Origin of the sequence: Actinoallomurus sp. NPDC050550, from assembly GCF_040655075.1 — a bacterium.
Taxonomy (GTDB): Bacteria; Actinomycetota; Actinomycetes; order Streptosporangiales; family Streptosporangiaceae; genus Actinoallomurus.
In genome coordinates this window covers 21,551-39,611 of record NZ_JBFAJC010000057.1, presented here as the reverse complement: position 1 = coordinate 39,611, position 18,061 = coordinate 21,551, and the positions used below count along the sequence as shown (strand labels likewise).

The 18,061-nt window shown below is 72.2% G+C and carries 15 protein-coding genes; 8 read left to right on the top strand and 7 right to left on the bottom strand.

The features are described from left to right. Positions 1-13: 13 nt before the first annotated feature. The 3 genes from AB0I04_RS44985 to AB0I04_RS44975 are packed head-to-tail and all read right to left on the bottom strand — an operon-like array spanning position 14 to position 2,687. Entirely contained in the window at positions 14-1,144 is a 1,131-nt protein-coding gene (locus AB0I04_RS44985; RefSeq protein ID WP_360899418.1) for a bifunctional RNase H/acid phosphatase, read from the bottom strand. Beyond that, positions 1,132-1,875 (bottom strand): C4-type zinc ribbon domain-containing protein, encoded by a 744-nt coding sequence (locus AB0I04_RS44980; RefSeq protein ID WP_360899338.1) that lies wholly within the window; start codon positions 1,873-1,875, stop codon positions 1,132-1,134. Before AB0I04_RS44980 ends, AB0I04_RS44985 begins: the two co-directional genes overlap by 13 nt. Further along, entirely contained in the window at positions 1,872-2,687 is an 816-nt protein-coding gene (locus AB0I04_RS44975; RefSeq protein WP_360899335.1) for a Nif3-like dinuclear metal center hexameric protein, read from the bottom strand. The genes AB0I04_RS44980 and AB0I04_RS44975 overlap by 4 nt, the downstream gene beginning before the upstream one ends. A 119-nt stretch (positions 2,688-2,806) precedes the next feature. On the opposite strand from AB0I04_RS44975, the gene AB0I04_RS44970 reads away from it, so the two are divergent. Further along, positions 2,807-3,157 carry a DUF6191 domain-containing protein gene (locus AB0I04_RS44970; RefSeq protein ID WP_360899332.1) on the top strand — a complete coding sequence of 117 codons (351 nt, stop codon included), beginning with the start codon at positions 2,807-2,809 and terminating at the stop codon, positions 3,155-3,157. A gap of 66 nt (positions 3,158-3,223) precedes the next feature. After that, the gene (locus AB0I04_RS44965; protein WP_360899329.1) at positions 3,224-3,592 is read left to right on the top strand and encodes a hypothetical protein; all 369 of its coding nucleotides are present in this window, start codon (positions 3,224-3,226) and stop codon (positions 3,590-3,592) included. Positions 3,593-3,684: 92 nt separating this feature from the next. Here AB0I04_RS44965 and AB0I04_RS44960 read toward each other — a convergent pair whose 3' ends face one another. After that, positions 3,685-6,534: an AAA family ATPase gene (locus tag AB0I04_RS44960; protein ID WP_360899326.1), complete on the bottom strand. Its 2,850-nt coding sequence runs from the start codon at positions 6,532-6,534 to the stop codon at positions 3,685-3,687. 119 nt (positions 6,535-6,653) lie between these two features. On the opposite strand from AB0I04_RS44960, the gene AB0I04_RS44955 reads away from it, so the two are divergent. The 5 genes from AB0I04_RS44955 to AB0I04_RS44935 all read left to right on the top strand — a co-directional run bounded on the left by AB0I04_RS44955 (position 6,654) and on the right by AB0I04_RS44935 (position 12,563). Continuing rightward, entirely contained in the window at positions 6,654-7,421 is a 768-nt protein-coding gene (locus tag AB0I04_RS44955) for a class I SAM-dependent methyltransferase (protein ID WP_360899323.1), read from the top strand. Positions 7,422-7,491: 70 nt separating this feature from the next. Then, a complete protein-coding gene (locus AB0I04_RS44950; protein ID WP_360899320.1) occupies positions 7,492-9,303 on the top strand; it encodes a serine/threonine-protein kinase in 1,812 nt (603 codons plus the stop codon). Positions 9,304-9,445: 142 nt separating this feature from the next. Next, a complete protein-coding gene (locus AB0I04_RS44945) occupies positions 9,446-11,023 on the top strand; it encodes an alkaline phosphatase D family protein (RefSeq protein WP_360899317.1) in 1,578 nt (525 codons plus the stop codon). 194 nt (positions 11,024-11,217) lie between these two features. Then, positions 11,218-11,826 (top strand): RNA polymerase sigma factor, encoded by a 609-nt coding sequence (locus tag AB0I04_RS44940; protein ID WP_360899314.1) that lies wholly within the window; start codon positions 11,218-11,220, stop codon positions 11,824-11,826. After that, positions 11,823-12,563, top strand: a complete 741-nt coding sequence (locus AB0I04_RS44935; protein WP_360899311.1) for a hypothetical protein — start codon at positions 11,823-11,825, stop codon at positions 12,561-12,563. Before AB0I04_RS44940 ends, AB0I04_RS44935 begins: the two co-directional genes overlap by 4 nt. Positions 12,564-12,663: 100 nt before the next feature. On the opposite strand, the gene AB0I04_RS44930 is transcribed toward AB0I04_RS44935, so the two are convergent. From AB0I04_RS44930 to AB0I04_RS44920, 3 genes are all read right to left on the bottom strand, one after another. Beyond that, a complete protein-coding gene (locus tag AB0I04_RS44930; RefSeq protein WP_360899308.1) occupies positions 12,664-14,046 on the bottom strand; it encodes an FG-GAP and VCBS repeat-containing protein in 1,383 nt (460 codons plus the stop codon). A 278-nt stretch (positions 14,047-14,324) separates the two neighbouring features. Further along, entirely contained in the window at positions 14,325-15,530 is a 1,206-nt protein-coding gene (locus AB0I04_RS44925; RefSeq protein WP_360899305.1) for an Ig-like domain-containing protein, read from the bottom strand. 188 nt (positions 15,531-15,718) lie between these two features. Continuing rightward, complete coding sequence (locus tag AB0I04_RS44920; protein WP_360899302.1) at positions 15,719-16,504, bottom strand: iron-containing redox enzyme family protein; 786 nt, start codon at positions 16,502-16,504, stop codon at positions 15,719-15,721. A gap of 124 nt (positions 16,505-16,628) precedes the next feature. Between AB0I04_RS44920 and AB0I04_RS44915 the strand changes: the two genes are divergently transcribed. Continuing rightward, positions 16,629-18,029, top strand: coding sequence for a hypothetical protein (locus AB0I04_RS44915; RefSeq protein WP_360899299.1), 1,401 nt, complete (start codon positions 16,629-16,631; stop codon positions 18,027-18,029). Positions 18,030-18,061: the final 32 nt, after the last annotated feature.

Below are 18,061 nucleotides of genomic sequence, written 5' to 3'. Positions count from 1 at the left end.
GTCTCGGATCATTTTACCAAAGGGCCTGGTTTTCGGCCGCCTCGTGCAGGTGGTGGGTGTCATTGAGGGACCGTACGACGGCGGGGCCGTCGGCGTACCAGTCGACGACCGACAGGGATCCGACGTCCAGGTGCATCCGGTACAGCGCGGAGGGCGGGGCGTCGAGGGCCAGGCGGAGGAGCGTCTTGATCGGTGTCACGTGCGACACGACCAGGACGGTCTGCTTCCGGTGGCGGACCAGCAGCTTGTCGCGGGCGGTGCGGACGCGCTTGGACGTGGCCTCGAAGCTCTCGCCGAACGGGGGTGCGACGGACGGGTCGGCGAGCCAGGCGTCGAGTTCGGCGGGCCAGCGTTCGCGGACCTCGGCGAAGGTGTAGCCCTCCCAGTCGCCGAAGTCGGTCTCGCGCAGGTCGTCCTCGGTGCGGACCGGGACGTCGATGACCTGGGCGATCTCCTGGGCGGTCTGCAGGGTCCGCTTGAGGGGCGAGCTCACGATCACGTCGATGCCCCGCCCGGTGAGGGCGTCGGCGGCGGCGCGGGCCTGGGCGAGGCCCGTGTCGGTCAGCGGGATGTCGCCGGTGCCGGCGAACCGGCGTTCGCCGGAGAAGGGCGTCTCGCCGTGGCGGAGCAGCAGCGTCGTCGTCGGCTCGGTCGTCGGCGGCGCCCATCCGGCGGGGGGCGGGTCCGGCTCGTCGGCCTCGGTGGTCGACGGCGCCCACGTACGGCCTTCGGCGGCGGCGTCCATGGCCTCGTTGGCGAGCCGGTCGGCGTGCTTGTTGCGCTCCCGGGGGATCCAGGTGTAGCGCACCGAGGAGAACCCGGCGGCGAGCCGCTGTGCCTGGAGGGCGAGCGGCTTCATGTCCGGATGCTTGATCTTCCAGCGGCCGGACATCTGCTCGACGACGAGCTTGGAGTCCATCCGGGCCTCGACGTCGGCGCCGGAGGCGAGCTGTGCCGCGGCCTCCAGGCCGGCGATGAGGCCGCGGTACTCGGCGACGTTGTTGGTGGCCACCCCGAGGGACTCGGCCCGCTCGGCGAGGACCTGCCCGGTCAGGGCGTCGCGGACCACCGCGCCGTACCCGGCCGGGCCGGGGTTGCCGCGCGATCCGCCGTCGGCTTCGACGATGAGTTTCACAGGCCGGATTCCGGTGTGCGGACGAGGATCCGGCGGCACTCCTCGCAGCGGAGGACCTCGTCCTTGGCCGCGGTGCGGATGGCGTTCAGCTCGACGGTGTTGAGCTGCAGGTGGCAGCCTTGGCACTGGCCGCGCAGCAGGGCCGCGGCGGCGACGCCCCGGTGCTGTTCGCGCAGCTTCTCGTAGAGCTTCAGCAGGTCGTCGGGGATGTCGCCGCCGACGCCGGCCCGGGCGGTGCGGGTCAGCTCGGCCTGGCCGTCGATCTCCTGGGAGGCGGCGTCGCGGCGCTCGGCGAGCTCGGCCAGCTCCTTGTCGGCGGCCTCCTTGTCCGTTTCGACGGCGCGCAGGCGGTTCTCCGCCTCCTCGCAGCGTTCCATCACCTCGAGCACGATCTCCTCGAGGTCGGACTGCCGCTTGTGCAGGGACACGATCTCGGACTGGAGGTTCTCCAGGTCGCGGGCCGAGGAGACCTGCCCGGAGTCGAGCCGCTTCTGGTCGCGCTCGGCGCGGGCGCGAACCTGGTCGACGTCCTGCTCGGCCTTCTTCTGCTCCCGGTCGATGTCGCTGATCTCGGTCTGGGCGGCGACGAGCGCGTCGGCGACGCCGCCGAGGCGCTCCTCGACCTTCGCGATCTCCGCGAACTCCGGGATGGTGCGCCTCCGGTGGGCGAGCCGGTCCAGTGTGGTGTCCAGCTCCTGCAGGTCGAGGAGGCGCAACTGGGCTTCAGGTGCTGCTTTCACGAACTTCCTTCATGGGATCGAAAGGTCCACGCGTCGGTCACGACGGTAGAGATCCGGGTTTCCACGCCAGTCTGGCGCACCAGGCTCGCCGCGTCGCCGAGCCACGGCCATTCCGTGGCCCAGTGTGCGGCGTCGACGAGCGCCGTACCCCCATCTTCGCGGAACTCCGACGCCGGGTGATGGCGGAGGTCGGCCGTGAGGTAGACGTCGGCGCCAGCCGCCTGGGCCGTGCCGAGCAGCGAGTCGCCCGCTCCTCCGCAGACCGCGACCGTACGGACCGGCGCCTCCGGGTCGCCGGCGACGCGGAGGCCGGCGGCCGTGGCGGGCAGGCCCTTGGCCGTGGCCTCGGTGAACTCCCGGAGCGTGACGGGGACGGGCAGCTCGCCGACACGTCCGAGCCCACGGCTCGGATCGTCGGCGGACGGGCTGAGAGGGCGCAGCGGGCCGGTGAGCCCGACGGCGCGGGCGAGCGCGTCGGACACGCCTGGATCGGCGACGTCGGCGTTGGTGTGCGCGGTGTACAGGGCGATGCCGGCGGTGATGAGCCGGTGCACGGCGCGACCCTTCGGCGTGGTGGCCGGAACGCCGTGCACGGGCCGTAGCAACAGCGGATGGTGCGTGACGATCAGGTCGGCCCGCCAGTCGACGGCCTCGTCCACCACGGCGGTCACCGGGTCGACGGCGAACAGGACCCGGTTGACGGCGGCGTACGGATCGCCGCAGACCAGGCCGACGGCGTCCCAGGACTCCGCCCAGGCGGGGTCGTAGCGACCTTCCAGGAGTGTGATGATGTCGGCCAGTGTGGTGGGCACCCTCCGCAGCGTACCGTCCGAGATCGCGCGAAGCGCATACCAAGATCACTCCAATGGCGCATACCATCGGCGGGGCCCCGGTGCGGAATCCTGGCGCCCGGCCGATCGTTGGAGGTTGCGTGAAATCACCGTTTCGACGGCGCCGCAGGCGTCCGCGTAAGCGTCCCGCTGTTGCCACCGAGCCGGAGGTGATCGACTGGCCGAATGACGGCAGTGGCAAGGGCAGCGGCCTGATGTCGGCCATTCGGGGCGACTCCTCGTCCGGCGCGGGGTTCGGGCCGGGCATGTTCGCGGACCTGCAGGCCGCGTTCGGTGGTGCGGGCAAGCAGATCCAGCTTGAGGAGCAGGAGAAGGAGAAGACGCGCCGGCATGAGCTGCACACGCACAGCACGCCGGGCCGCGACGACCTCGACTCCGGCACCATCAGGATCACGAAGCGCCGTGATGAGCCGAAGGACGAGGAGAAGTAGCCGCCCGCGTTATACTTCCCCTACCTTTACTCGAACATTCTTTCGAGTTGAACCTATTCTGACATTGTGACCGCGTACGTGCCGCCCGGCTGGCCTTCGGGAGTGCATCCACCGGGTACCGAGAGATTCGAGGACACGGCGGTGGCTTGGCTCTTCGACCTGGTGCCACCCGAATACCGCCGGTACGGCGTGCTGCGGCGCTATCCGGTCGTGCTCTCGCGCATGGCCCGTCAGCACGTCACCGCCGCGCTGGAGGCCGCACGCGAGGGATTCCGTACGGCCCGCGCCGAGCTGTCGGACCTCGTCCCCGCCCATGGGCTCGAGTCGGTGCTGGAGATCTACCGCCGCGAGGGCACCCGCCTGGCGGCGGTGGCCCGCGCGGTCGAACTGGTGGACACCGGGCTGCGCGGCGGCACGTTCACCCCCAAGCTCTGAACGGTCGGCACGATCCTCCCGCTCCGGGCTTCAGGGAACCCGCGACCCGGCTGCGAAAATCCTGAAGAGGTTCGTCCAGGGCCGTGAAAAGGTCAGCCGGACGCCCGGAACAGGTGGGCGGCCGCCCCGCGGTTGGACACGCCGAGCTTGCGCAGGATGCGCGACACGTGGACGCCGACGGTCCGTTCGCTGATGAACAGCGTCTCGGCGATCTGCCGGTTGGTCCGCCCGCTGCTGAGCAGCGTGAGCACCTCGGCCTCCCGCGCGGTCAGCCCCGGAACGGACTCCTCCGCCGGGACGAGGTCCAGCCGCGCCCGCCGCGCCAGGTCCTCGACGTGCTGACCCACGGCGCCGGCGCCGAGCGCGTCGATGGTCTCCTGCGCCGCGCGCAGCGCCTCGACCGCCTCCTCACGCGTGCCCCGCGCGGCCAGGATCGCCTCCGCCTCCCGGAACCGGCAGTACGCCACGCGGTAGGCCTCACCGAGGCGTTCCCACACCTCGATCGCCGATCGCCACAGCGCCGGATCCGGCGTGCCGAGACGCGTGGACTCCGCCTCGGCCTGCAGGGCGTACGCCTCCGCCTCGGGCGTGGCAGGCATCGCCGCCAGCAGTTCCCGGCACTCCGCCAGCAGCGGCTCGGCCTCGCCCCGTGCGTTCGCCTCGACGAGGATCCCCGCCGCGCACAGCTCCGGGCCGATCCTCGTGAACTCGCTGCCCCGGATGACGTCGAGCCCGGCCCGTACGTGCGTCCGCGCGGCGGGCAGGTCCTTGTCGAGGATCGCCAGCCGGGCCCGGCAGGCGTGGTAGGCGCTGGCCAGGTCGATGCCGTCGGTGCGGCCCACCGTCTCGGCGAGGCTGGCCAGGTGACGCCGCGCGCCCTCCGCGTCGCCCCGGCGCAGCTGCAACTCGGCCAAGGCGAGGGTGACGCCCCAGCGCTGCCAGGGCGGCGCCTCGATGTCCATCACCTCGTCGGCGAGCCGATCGGCGTCGGACCAGCGGCCGAGGCGGATCAGCGCGGCGAGCGTGTTGCCGGCGGCGCACATGCACGTCGTCCGGCCGTATCCGAGCCCCCGGCAGATACTGACGCCCTCCATGCCGACCTCGGCGGCCCTGGCCCAGTCACCCGCCCACAGCAGCGCGTCGGTGTAGTTGACGTAGGATCGGCCGATCTCCCACGCGTCATCGCGCTCCTTGGCGCCGCGCAGGGCCTCGGCGAGCTCTGTCAGGCCGGTGGTCACCTCGCCGAGCATGCCGAGGCTGACGCCCATGGTGTTGCGGGCGTGCCCCTCGATGTCACGAGCACCGACGGCGGCGGCCGCCTCGATCGCCTCCCGGCAGGAGGCCACGGACTCGCGGTACCGGGCCTGGATCATCAGGGCATGGCCCTGCAGCCCGCGGACCCGGGCGCGCTCGCGGGCCGACTCCCCGGCCGGCAGCAGCGCGATGGCCTCGTCGTAGGCGGCGGACGCGCCCGCCATGTCGCCGGCCACCCAGCGGATCCGGCCCATGAGCGTCCACAGGCTCGCCGCGCAGGCTGGCGCCGTCGCCGGGTCGACCTCGGCCATCGCCTCCGCGGCGAGCCGATCGGCCCGGTCGACCTCTCCGGCCGCCGTCGCGACCTCGGCGGCGCGCCGCAGCAGCTCGGGGTGCGGCATCCCGGCGCGGGACTCGGCGTCGGGCACCTCCGGCCACAGGCGGATCGCCCGTTCGTAGTGGGCGAGCGCGACGGCCCAGGCGTACGTGGCCTGCGCCGCCCCGGCGGCGCCGACGAAGCCGCTCAACGCCCGCGCCGCGTCGCCGGCGGCGTGCCAGTGGCGGGCCAGCTCGGCGGACGGGCCCCGCTTCTCCAGCGCCGTCGCGACGGCGACGTGCAGCCGGGCGCGCTCCCCCGGCAGCAGTTCGGCGTGCAGCGCCTCGCGCAGCAGCGCGTGCCGTACGTCGTATCCGTCGCCGGTGACGACGAGGAGCCGGTGGGCGACCGCCTCGTGCAACGCGTCGTCCAGCGCCTCGGGAGACAGCCGGGTCACCGCGGCGATCAGCTCCTCGTCGCTGACCCGGCCGATTGTGGCCACGGCGCGCAGCACGCGACGGGTCTCCGCCGCGAGGCGCTCGACGCGGGTCAGCAGCACCTCGCGGAGGCTGGCCGGCAGCTCCTTCGTGGTCGGCCCGGCGGCCACGAGCTCCTCGACGAAGAACGGGTTCCCCTCCGACCGGTCGAACAGCGAACCGACCTGCCGCGTCGCGGGCCGGGTGCCGACGATCCCGGTCACCTGGGCGGCCACCTCGTCCCGGGACAGGCCGGTGAGCTCGATCTGTTCCGCGTGTCCCGAGCGTTCCAGCTCCAGGACGGCGCCGTGCAGCGGGTGGTCGCGCCCGACCTCGTCGCTGCGGTACGTCCCGACGATCAGCAGGCCGGCGCGGCGCAGGTTGGCACCCAGCATCGACAGCAGGTCGGCGGAGGCCGGGTCGATCCAGTGCAGGTCCTCCAGGACGAGCACGGCCGGGCGCAGCGCGGCCATCCGCTGGAACAGCCCCAGGGCCAGTTCGTACAGCCGGCCGCGTTCGGCGCCGTCCCGGCGGGCCGGCGGACGTCCGCACAGCTCGGGCAGGAGGGCGCCGAGCTCGCGCGGCGCCTCGCCGAGGACGTGGGCCAGCTCGTCGGCCGTCAGCTGGTCGGCCAGCGGCCGGAGCGCAGCGACGAACGGCGCGTACGGCGCGGCCCCCTCGGCCAGGTCGAGGCAGCCTCCGGTGAAGACCAGTGCGTCACGCCGTCCGGCGCGCTCGGTGAACGTCGCGACCAGGCGCGACTTGCCGATTCCGGCGTCCCCCGCGACGAAGAGCAGGACGGACGAACCGCCCTGCGCCTGGGTCAGGGCGGCGTCGAGTCGGTCGAGCTCGGCTGCACGGCCGACGATCGTGGGACACGAAACACGCCTTGTCACATGGCGAGTATGAGGCACATACGTCGTACACGTAGTTGAAAAGTAAGCAATTATGCTGATGCACTCGATCGAGGGCCTCGTGATCATTAGGCCATCAGCAGTCGACACGGAGGACGACGATGGGGACCGTTCAGGTCCAACCGCACGACCGCACCGCACGTACGCGTGTACGCGAGGAGCAGGTCCGCCCCCTGTACGCCGCGACCCTCGCGGCGCTGGGAGCGGAGCCCGGCACCCGCGTGCTGCACGTCGGATGCGGAACCGGCACGGCACTGAGCCTGGTGGCGTTCACCGGCGCCGACCTCGCCGGGACCGACCCCTCGGCGGACCTGCTGTCGATGGCGCGCGACCGGCTGCCCGACGTCGACCTGCGCGCGGCCGAGACCACCGAGCTGCCCTACGACCGCGGCTGCTTCGACCAGGTCATGGCGTTCGACGCCATCCAGTACGCCGCGTCCCCGGCGGTGGCCGTGACGGAGCTGGCCCGCGTCACCCGCCCGGGAGGCATCGTCGCGATCGGCCTGTGGCACAACTGGTCCGGCCGCGAGGCGAGCGCCTTCCTGAGCGCCGTACGGGGCCGGGTGCCCACGCCGCCCACTGAGGGACCGCCGGTCCACGACCTCTTCCGGCTCCGGGAGGTCATGGTGGAGGCGGGGCTGGACGTCTTCGCCAGCGCGGAGGTCACCCACCGGCACGACTTCGCCTCCCTGGACGACGCCTGGAACTCCATGACGGCCTCGCCGAACGTCGCGCGCGCGATCCAGATCATGGGCATCGAGGCCGCGCACGAGATCTTCATGGCGAACTTCGCGACCATGCAGCGCACCGACGGCTCGATCCAGCAGGAGCACCTCTTCCAGTACGCCCTCGGCCGCGCCACGAGCTGAACACCGCCCCCCGGCGCCGTCCTGGATCGGCGTGTCGGGCGGTGGAAGCGGCGCTATCGTTACCTCTCGCATGACCGACGGTAAAGAGCGGGAGGACGACCAGATGCCCGAGGGCCATCCGCTGCGACCGGGCGACCCGTCGCGGCTCGGGGCCTACCGGCTCGTGGGACGTCTCGGGGAGGGCACCCAGGGGGTCGTCTTCCTCGGCCAGGACGCCTCCGGCGCGGACGTGGCGATCAAACTGCTGCACGCCCGCATGGCGGCCCACCCCGACGCGCGCAACCGGTTCGTCCGCGAGCTGGCCGCCGCCAAGAAGGTCGCCCGCTTCTGCACCGCCCAGGTCCTGGACGCCGACCTCGCCGGCGACCAGCCGTACATCGTCAGCGAGTACGTCGAGGGCCGGTCGCTGCGCGCGGAGATCCTCACCGAGGGAGCGCGCTCCGGCGGGGCACTGGAGCGGCTGGCGATCAGCACGCTGACCGCCCTCGCCGCGATCCACCAGGCCGGGGTCGTCCACCGGGATTTCAACCCGCAGAACGTTCTGCTCGGAGCGGACGGGCCCCGGGTCATCGACTTCGGCATCGCCCGCGCCCTCGGCGCCGCCCGGAAGAACGAGAGCAACAGCCTCGGCACGCCCGCGTACATGGCGCCGGAGCAGGTCACGGGCGGCGAGATCGGCCCCCCGGTCGACATGTTCGCCTGGGGCGCCACGATCCTGTTCGCCGCGATCGGCCGCCCGCCGTTCGGCAACGAGTCGGTGCCCGCCGTGATGGACCGCATCGTGCGCGCCGACCCGGACGTCACCCCCCTGCCCGAACCCCTCCGGTCGGTCGTCGCCGCGTGCCTGGCCAAGGACCCGGCCCGCCGACCCACCGCCCAGCAGGCCCAGGCGGCCCTGCTGGGACAGGAGCCCGTCGGCGAGCTGACCCCTCCCCCGGCGTTCGGCACCGCCGGCGGCGGGGCGTTCGCCGCTCCCGGCGGCATCACCGCCGACGGAGGCCCCGCGGCGGCCGAAGGCATCAGCGGTGCGCCCGCCGCCGGAGGCTCTGCGGGCAGGGCGGCCGTAGGCATCGGAGGGGTACTCAACGGCCCCGGCGGCATGACCGCCGAGGGCACGCCGACGGCCCCCGGAGGCGCGCCCACCGGTCTGGGCGGCGGCGTGGCGGATACCGCGAGCCCGGGCGGGCCGCCGGATGCTCCCGGCGGAGGCCGCGCGCCGGGTCCCAGCGGCGCCGACGGGCCGTCCCACGCCGAGACGTCCCTCGTGTCACGGCTCTCCACGAGGCGCTGGGTGGTCGGCGCCGGAGCCGTGAGCGCCCTGGCGGCCGTCGCTCTCGCCGTCGCCCTCTGGCCCGGCGGCAGCGCCGCGGTTCCCCCCAAGACGGTTGCCGCCGCCGCGACGCCGTCGCCGCAGTCGTCCTCCTCGGCACCGAACACGCCTCCGAACGACACCCTGTCGCAGAACCGCTCGCCTCACCCGTCCGCGACGCCGACTCCCAGCCCCAAGGGACCGGGCTGCAAGGACTACACCCGCGCGTACGGCCTGCCCGGCACGGGGACGGTGCTGCTCAAGGGCACCGTCTGCCGGACGGCCTACTCCGGCACCCTCGTCCTGGTCGACACGGCGCCGAAGGACCAGTGGCAGGCCTGCGCGCAGCTCAGGGGCCACCTCACCGGCTCTCCGGGCGGCTTCATCAGCACCGCGCTCATCGCGTCGAAGAGCGGCGCCGTCCAGTCCTTCGACAACGGGCCGACCGTCCGGTTCGGCGCGAAGACGAAACGCACCGAGGACTGGGTCCAGCTGAACGCCGGCCGCTGCCGGCGCTCCGGCGGAAAGCTCGTCTCGTCCTGGCAGACCCACGAACGGCTCTCCACCGACTGAGCCCGGCCGGCCCCGTTCCCTCGATTCGGAACGGCCCCGGGCTTCGTCGCCGAGGGGTCTGTCACGAGTCGTCCACTGGAAGTTGTCCGGTCTGTCAGCGGCGCGTCTCGTTACCCTCAGCAGCGGGATTTGAACTGTAGGCGTGGATCTGACACGCCGCACCTTCCTGATCGGCACGGCCGGAATGTCGCTGGCTGCTCCCCGGCGGAGGGGCGACCCGTTCGCCCTGGGGGTTGCCTCGGGCGACCCCACTGCCGACGGCATCGTTCTGTGGACCCGGCTGGCGCCCGACCCGCTCGCGGACGGCGGCCATGGTGGCATGCCCGACCGGAACGTCGACGTCGAATGGCAGCTCGCCGAGGACGAGAAGTTCACCCGCGTCGTACGGTCCGGCACCGTCACCGCGCAGCCGTCCTGGGCACACAGCGTGCACGTCGAGCCGTCCGGGCTTCAGCCAGGCCGGGAGTACTTCTACCGGTTCCGCACCGGGGGGCATCTCTCGCCGACCGGCCGGACGCGGACCGCGCCCGCCCCGGGCACCGCTCCGGCGCTGGCGTTCGGCGTCGTGTCGTGCTCCAACTACGAGCAGGGCTACTTCACCGCCTACCGGCGGCTCGGTGAGCAGCATCCCGACCTCGTGCTGCACCTCGGGGACTACATCTACGAGTACGCGCCGGGCGGCTACAAGAACTCCGACGGGAAGATCGTTCGTTCGCACACCGAGCACCGGTGTCAGACGCTGACCGAGTTCCGGCTCCGGCACGCCCAGTACAAGACCGACCCGGACCTGCAGGCGATGCACGCCCTCGCCCCCTGGATCGCCGTCAACGACGACCACGAGGTGGAGAACAACTGGGCGGGCGTCCACCCCGGCACGTCGGGCAGGCCGAACTTCACTCAGCGCAAGGTGGCGGGCTATCGGTCCTACTACGAGCACATGCCGCTGCGCCGTACGTCCCTGCCGCACGGTTCCCGCATGCAGCTGTACCGGCGGCTGGCCTGGGGCGACCTGGCGACCTTCCACGTCCTGGACACCCGGCAGTTCCGCGACGACCAGCCGTGCGACGACGGCGTGCGGGCCAATTGCTCCGATCGCCTGCTCACCGGCCGGGTGCTGGTCGGGGCCGAGCAACGGCAGTGGCTCGCCTCGGGGCTCCAGGCCTCACGGGCGCGCTGGAATCTCCTGGCGCAGCAGATCTTCATGGCCCAGCACGACTACCACCTCGGCCCCGGAAAGGAGGTCGTGCTCGACACCTGGGACGGATACACCGCCGAACGGGATCGCGTGCTCGGCGACCTGGTCGCCTCGGGCGCCCGGAACCCGGTCGTGCTCACCGGTGACATCCACTGCCACTACGCCAGTGACCTGCTGGTCGACTTCGACGACCCCGACTCGCGGCGGGTGGGCGTCGAGCTGGTGACGACCTCGGTCACGAGCGACGGGGACGGGTACGACGCCCCGGCCGGGCGCGCGATCGAGCTGGAGGAGAACCCGCACATCGCCTACGCCGACCAGCGGCGCGGCTTCATCGCCGCCCGGCTGACGCCCACGGAGCTGCGGGCGGACTTCCACACGCTCCCGTACGTGACCCGCCGGAACGCGCCGAGCACCGTGACGGCGAGCTTCACCGTCTCCGACGGCGCCCACCGCCTCTCCCGGTCGAACGCGACGGCCACCCGCGCCCCGCAGGCGGCAGCGGCCGCCGCGCCGCGCTGGTGATGGGCAAGGGATCCGGGTCTGGTTCAGCCGCTCTCCCGGCCGTACGGGCCGTGCGCGTCGAGGCGCCGCCGGTGAGGTAGGACGGTCGTCCGCACGCAGCCCGGAAACGGCCCCGGCCGGTGACGTACTCCCCGGCCGGGGACGTTCGGCGCTTTATCGTGAACCGGATCAAGCGAAACTTCCCAATAACGGGTGTGACGACAGAACAACGCGCCCGGCCGAGCGTTGACGCCGAGCCGACCGACGCGGAGCTCATCGATCGGTCGCGGCGGAATCCTGAGGATTTCGCCGCGGTGTTCGACCGATACGCGGACCGGGTGCATCACTACCTGGCACGCCGGGCAGGCGTGACGGAAGCCGACGACCTGCTGTCGGAGACCTTCGCGACGGCGTTCGATCAGCGGGACCGGTTCGTTCCCGAGCGCAGCCCCAACGGGGCGCTGCCGTGGCTGCTGGGCATCGCGACGAACATCCTTCGCAGCCACGCGCGGTCCCAAAGACGGCGCTGGCAGCTCTTGGCCCGCTCCACCGCGGACCCGGACGAGCCGTCACCGGCCGACCGGGTCGCGGCTCGCATCGACGCGAACGCGCTGGCCAAGCCGCTGATCGACGTCATCGCCGAGCTTCCGGACGGCGACCGGGACGCCCTGCTGCTGTTCGCCTGGGCGGATCTGAAGTACGAGGAGATCGCCTCGGCCCTCGACATCCCCGTCGGCACCGTACGGTCGCGGATCCATCGGGTCCGCACCCGGCTACGCGGACTGCTCGGCACCACCACCACTCAAGATCAGGAGTCAGCATGATGGATGAGATCGACCTGCTCGCCCGGATCGGCGCCGACGTGGCGCCGCTGAGCGATGAGGCCCGGGCGCGCACGCGCGCTCAGATCCTCACGCGAGCGCACCGGGAACGGACCGGCATGCCGAACAGCGGCGACATCATCGAGCGCCCCGCGGCGGCTCCGCGCCGACGTCGGCGGATGGCGTTTCGAGTCGGGCTCGCGACGGTCGCGGCCGCAGCGGCGGCCGTCGCCGTCGGGCTGCCGCTCACTGGACCCACGCCGGCGTACGCGGTGACCAAGAATTCTGACGGCACCGTGGACGTGGTGATCCGGCAGTTCCTCCAGCCGAAGAAGCTGCAGGCCACCCTGCGCGACGCCGGTCTGCGCGCCGTCGTGGACTACGTGCCCGTCGGGCAGCGGTGCCTGCAACCGCGCGGTCTGCCGGTCCCGCAGGACATCGAGAAGGTTCACCGCCTTCCCAAGCCGGGTGGGGGGCGGAAGGGCGCACTGACGTTGCGGTTCTCCACGACCGGTCTGAAGCCGGACGAGACCCTCCTCCTTGAGGCGTCGTTCGCCAGGGCGCACCCGGAAAGATCCTCAGCCGTCACGATCGGCGTCATCCGTGGCCCCGTGGCCGCGTGCCGACCGGTCTCCACCTCGGAGCCTGCGCCGATCATGGACGGCCCTGACGGGCCGTTCACCGCGCCGCCCAAGACGCCCGGCACCGTCCGCCCGTCTTCAGTCCCGTCGCGTCGCTGACCGTCGTCGGGCTGTCGCCTGTCCATCCCGCTCCCGTCCGCGAACCCGCGGAACGGGTTCGCGGACGGGAGCCGTGTTGGACAAGGCACCAGGTCGTGGCTCAGGAGATCGCATAGCCGAGCAGTTCGCCCCCCGAGCCGGCCTGCACGTTCGTCGCACGCGAGCCGTGCACCAGGAGGATCGAGCCGCCGAATCCGCCGGTTCCCGGAGCGCCGATGAGCAGCTCACGTCCCCGGGCCGCCAGGGACCAGCCGAACTCGGCCGTGCCGCCCGCCGGAGAGGTGATGAGGGCGCCCCGCGTCAGGCCGCGCCGGCGGCGGCCGTCGAGGACCTGCACGACGCCGGCCCCGGCGCCGGGAGCGCCGGCGGCGAGGTCGTCGATTCCGTCGCCGTTGAGGTCCGCAGCCGCCAGGGCGGACCCGAGCCGGTCCGCCGGGCCCGTCTTGGGGAGGTTCCACACGTCGTCCTCGCCGCCGGACCCGTACAGCACGTGCACGGCGCCCTGGGCGAAGTTGTCCGGCATCTTGGTCTCGTCCTCGCCCGGCACTCCGACGGCGAGGTCGTCGATGCCATCGTGGTCGAAGTCGCCGGCGGCGAGGGCCGCGCCGAACTCGTCGTAGCGCTCGGGGACGCCTCGTACGCCCCGGCTGTCCTCGGTGATGCGCCGCGATCGGTGCGCGGCCGGGTCGATGACGGTCACCGCGCCCGACGCCTCGGTGCCGTCACCGGGCGCGCCGACGGCGATCTGGGGATGCCGGCCGCGGCCGAATGCACCGAAGTCGCCGATCGCCAGGGCCTCGCCGAAGCCGTCGGTCTGGCTGGAGCGCTGCCCCACCCAGGAGGTGTGCTGGGTGATCAGCCGGGCGGTGCGGAGACCGCGGGTGAACACCCCGATTCCGCCGCCTCCCGCGAGGCCGGGCATGCCGACCACGAGGTCGTCCCGGCCGTCATGGTCGAGGTCCCCGGCGGCGAGGGCCGCGCCGAACCGGTCGCTCCCCGGCGAGCGTCCGAGGGTCCGCACGCTGAGGGTGACCTGCGGCCGCAGCCCGCCGGGCGAGCCGAAGTAGACCGTGACGGTGCCCGTACCGTCGGCGCCTGGGCGCGTACGGTCCTGGTCGGAGGCCGCGACCGCCAGGTCGGCACAGTGGTCGCCGTTGAAGTCGCCCGTGGCGAGCGTGCCGCCGAACCCCGCGCCGGCCTGGGCCTGCTGAGGCGAGAGCCAGGTCGGCCGGTCACCGTACCGGACGGCGACCGCGCCGGCTCTGTGGCGGCCGCCGCTCGTGGCGTACGGGGTGCCGATGACCAGGTCGCGTACGCCGTCTCCGTCGAAGTCCGGGGCGGCGCCCGCGCGGCAGCGCCGGGCGGGCTCGAACGCCGCTCCGACGACCGGAATGCCACGGTGCACCGGCTGCGCCGGAATCGCGGCCGAGGCGCAGGTCAGCAGGAGGACGGCGGCGATCACGCTGAGGCGGGTGAGGCTCACCCCCGCAACGTGCCCGCGCGGTGGAACCGCCGCCTTCCGGGAAAATGACCAATCGCTGACTTCTGTCGGTCGATGCGGCGTCAAGGGCCAGTGGGTCGGCGCGTCAGCGGCCCGTACAGGGTCCCGGACCGAGGGCGCTCCCTGGACGGTCGGTCGGAGCGTCAGCAGTCCGCACGGCCTCCCGAACCGAGCGCGCTCCCCGGACGGTCGGTCGGAACGTCAGCAGTCCGCACGGCCTCCCGAACCGACGGCGCTTCCCAAAACGGTGGGTCGGTGCGTCAGTGGTGCAGGGCGCTGCCCTTGAGCCACTTCTTCCAGGGCATCTGGTAGAACGACCAGCCGTTGTCCGGTTCGACCTGCCGGTCCGTTCCGGTGGCGATCACGGGGTCGCCCGCCTGGGAGTGCTTGTAGTACCAGATCGCGTCGCTCGCCGGCTGGCGGATGCAGCCGTGGCTGCAGTTCCGGACACCGAGGCAGTCCTCGTCGCCCGGCGTCTGGTGGAGGTACTCACCGGCGTTGGAGACGCGGACCGCGTAGTGGATCAGCTCCTGGTAGTAGCCGGCGTCGCCGGGGCTGCGGCCGGGCGAGGTCATCATGACGTCCTCGTCCTTCTCCATGTTCAGGTGGATGCCGCTGGTCGTGGTGTACTCCTGGGTCTCTCCGTTGCCGGCGCTGATCGGGATGGTGCGCACCGGGCGGCCGTCCCAGTCGACGCGCATGTGGTGCCTCTTGATGTCGAGGTGGGAGATCTGCGCCTTGCCGATCCGGTAGGTACGCGTGAAGTCCTTGGTGCCGTAGTGGCCCTCCTTGCCGAGGGGCACCCCCGTGAGATGGGCGACGAGCCGGATCGTCTGGTGGGCCGGCCAGAACATCTTGGCCCGGTAGACGACCTGCTTGCCGTCGTCGAACCAGTGCCACGCCCCCTCGACCGGTTTGTCGGCGATCACCTCGAGCGACTTCTCGACCGCCGCGCGGTCGGTGATCGACTTGTCGAAGTTGAGGATGATCGGGAGCCCGACGCCGAAGGTGCCATGTCGCCGGTCCTCCAGGACGGCGTCCTGGGAGACCGTGACGGTGCTGGGCGTCCCCGTGGTGCGGAAGTGACTCACGGCCGTGGCCCTGCGGCCGTCGGCGTTCCTGGCCACCGCGCGGACGGTGACGTCCGCCCCCGGGTCGAGCGCCCATCGGGCTCGCCACTCCGTACGGTCCCGGTTGAGGTCGCCCTCGATCATTCTGCGGCCGCTCTCGAGCACGACGCCCTCGAGGCGACCGCCCGCGGCGCGGACGACGACGGGCTCGTCCGGCCGTACGGTGGCAGTGCCGCCGGCCGGTGTGATCACCACGCGGGCGGGCGCCGCCTCGACGTTGACCTTGTGGGCGCTCTCCTCCGCCGCCGTCTCCCCGCCGCCGCAGCCCGCGGCCAGCAGCGCGGTGCCCGTGACGGCGGTGAGCGCCAGTCGCCCCCGAATGGCATTGACGTGCATCTGCTGCCCTTCTCGCGGCCCATCCGACAGGAAAAGATGATCGACTACGAGATACCCATCGGGGATGGTTAGAATGCAGCCGACTTCGCCCGTCACCTGCCGTCCGATAAGAGAAAATGCACGTCACTGCCGTTTCCGGGCAGCGAACAACGCCGGGGACTTGTGGGGTTTTTACCCTCTGAGGCCGATCATTGCCGTGTATCAACCGTGATTGCCCGATTTTCGTAACTTGCCGCGAATCCGCGGCTGAACAGTTCCAGCGACCGGCGGACGGCCGATTCGACCTTCGCCCGCTCGCCCTCGTCGCGGACGGTCAGCTTGATCAGCTCGAACGCCTCCCGAGGATGGGCGTCGTCGTACTCCGCGTGCTCGGTGAGCCAGCGCAGCGCCCGTTCGTCGTCGCCGTACCGCTCCCGGAAGGCGGGCAGGACGATACGCGTCCACTCCCCGGTCGTGCCCTCGATCGCGTAGTTGACCGCGCCGAACGCCTCGGCCAGAGTGCCCCGATAGCAGACGGACCACAGGTAGTCGTACAGCGCGCCGACCTCCGGGCAGGGCCGGTGCGAGACGAGCTCCTCGAACCCGATGCCGTGTGCGGCGGCCCAGTCGGCGTACCACTGGGCGTGCAGCGCCTCGGTCCGGATGTTGCCGATCAGCCAGTCGCGGGCGAGGTGGTCGCCCGGGATCTGGCCGAACGTGGTCTTGGCCAGATAGACGCCCATGTACTTCGGGAATGCCTCGACGATGCAGAAGAAATCAAGGAGGATCCTCCGCCACGCCTCATCGGGGAACGGTCCATGAGCGGTCTCGGTAAAGATCCCCTCCTCGAGCACCGCCGACCAGTCGGGCCGAACCGAATCGACCATGGCCTGCGCCCAGGCCGGATGCGGCGTCTCGGTGAGTTCGTCCTTCACCATGCGGTGATGACGGGTCCGGGATGGCGCCCGCGAAAGATGGCCGGTAGTGGTCGTCATGATCCGACTCCTCGCTCGGTTATCCGAGTATCGGCACGCCCTTCACATACGGTCAATACGCACGTTTCATAGTGTCCGTACCTTTCTCCCTCTCCTTGGTCCCCCGCGTCACCGGAGGCCGTACGTGAAACGCGAACACGCCGTCGTCCTGGGCGGAAGCATGGCCGGTCTGCTCGCCGCTCGCGTCCTGAGCGCCCACTTCGACCGCGTCACGCTGATCGAGCGCGACCGTTTCCCGGCCGAGCCGGTGTTCCGCGCCGGAGTGCCGCAGGCCCGGCACGTCCACGTGCTGTGGACCCGTGGCCGCGAGGTCGTCGAGGTGCTGTTCCCCGGGCTGGAGGACACGTTACGAGCGGCGGGCGCCGTCGAAGTCGGCGTGCCCGCAGACGTCCTCTGGCTGACCTCGGCCGGGTGGCGGCGACGGTTCGACGTGACGGGACTGCTCTCGTGCAGCCGTCCGCTCCTCGACTGGGCGGTACGACGGCGGCTCTGTGGGTCGCCGGACAACGGGCGGGCCCCGGTGGACGTCCTCGAGGGCCACCACGTGACCGGCCTCCTCCCCCGGGGTCGCGACGTCGCCGGGGTCGTGCTCGGCTCCGACGGCGAACTGCGCGCCGACCTCGTCGTCGACGCCACCGGCCGCGGGTCGCAGGCCCCGTCGTGGCTGGCGGCGCTCGGGTACCCGGCGCCGCCGGAGACCCGGGTCGACCCGCTCCTCGGCTACGCCAGCCGCTATTACGCGATACCGTCCGGCTTCGACCCCGGCTGGAAGGCGCTCTACATCCAGGCGGACCCGCCCGCGACCCGGCGCACCGGCGGCCTGTTCCCCCAGGAGGGCGGCCGCTGGCTGTGCAGCCTGTCCGGCGCGGGACGGGACTACGGCCCGACCGGCGAGGATGCCTTCCTGGAGTTCGCCAGAGGACTGCGCAGTCCCGTCCTGTACGAGGCCATCCGCGACGCCGAACCGCTCACGCCGATCACCGCCTTCCGCCGTACGGCCAACCACCGGCGGCACTACGAACGCCTGCGCGCGTGGCCTCGAGGGTTCGTCGTCACCGGCGACGCGGCGTGCGCGTTCAACCCGATCTACGGTCAGGGGATGAGCGTGGCGGCCGTCGCGGCCCTGGCGCTCGACCGCTGCCTCCGCGAGCCCGGCACCGGCTTCGAACGACGCTTCCAGCGCGGCGTCGCCCGCAGCGCCGCCGGAGCGTGGCTCGTCGCCACCGGCGAGGACCTGCGGTACCGGGAGACCGAGGCCGCACACGTCCGGCTGCGCACCCGCGTCATCAACGCGTACGTCGACGAGGTCGTGGCCACCGCCAACGTCGACCGGCACGTGTGCGAGCGCCTGGTCCACGTGCTGGCACTCATGGCCGCACCGACCTCGCTGTTCGCCCCGGCGGTCCTGGCGCGCGTCGCCGCCAACCGCGTACGGCGCCCCGCCCCCGTCCCCATGCCGGTACCGTCCCGGCCGTCCCACGACCGGAACGCGGAGGCGGGCGATCGCGCCGGCCGAGACCGGTGACGGGCACGGGCTCACGGCGCCGCACGCCCGCC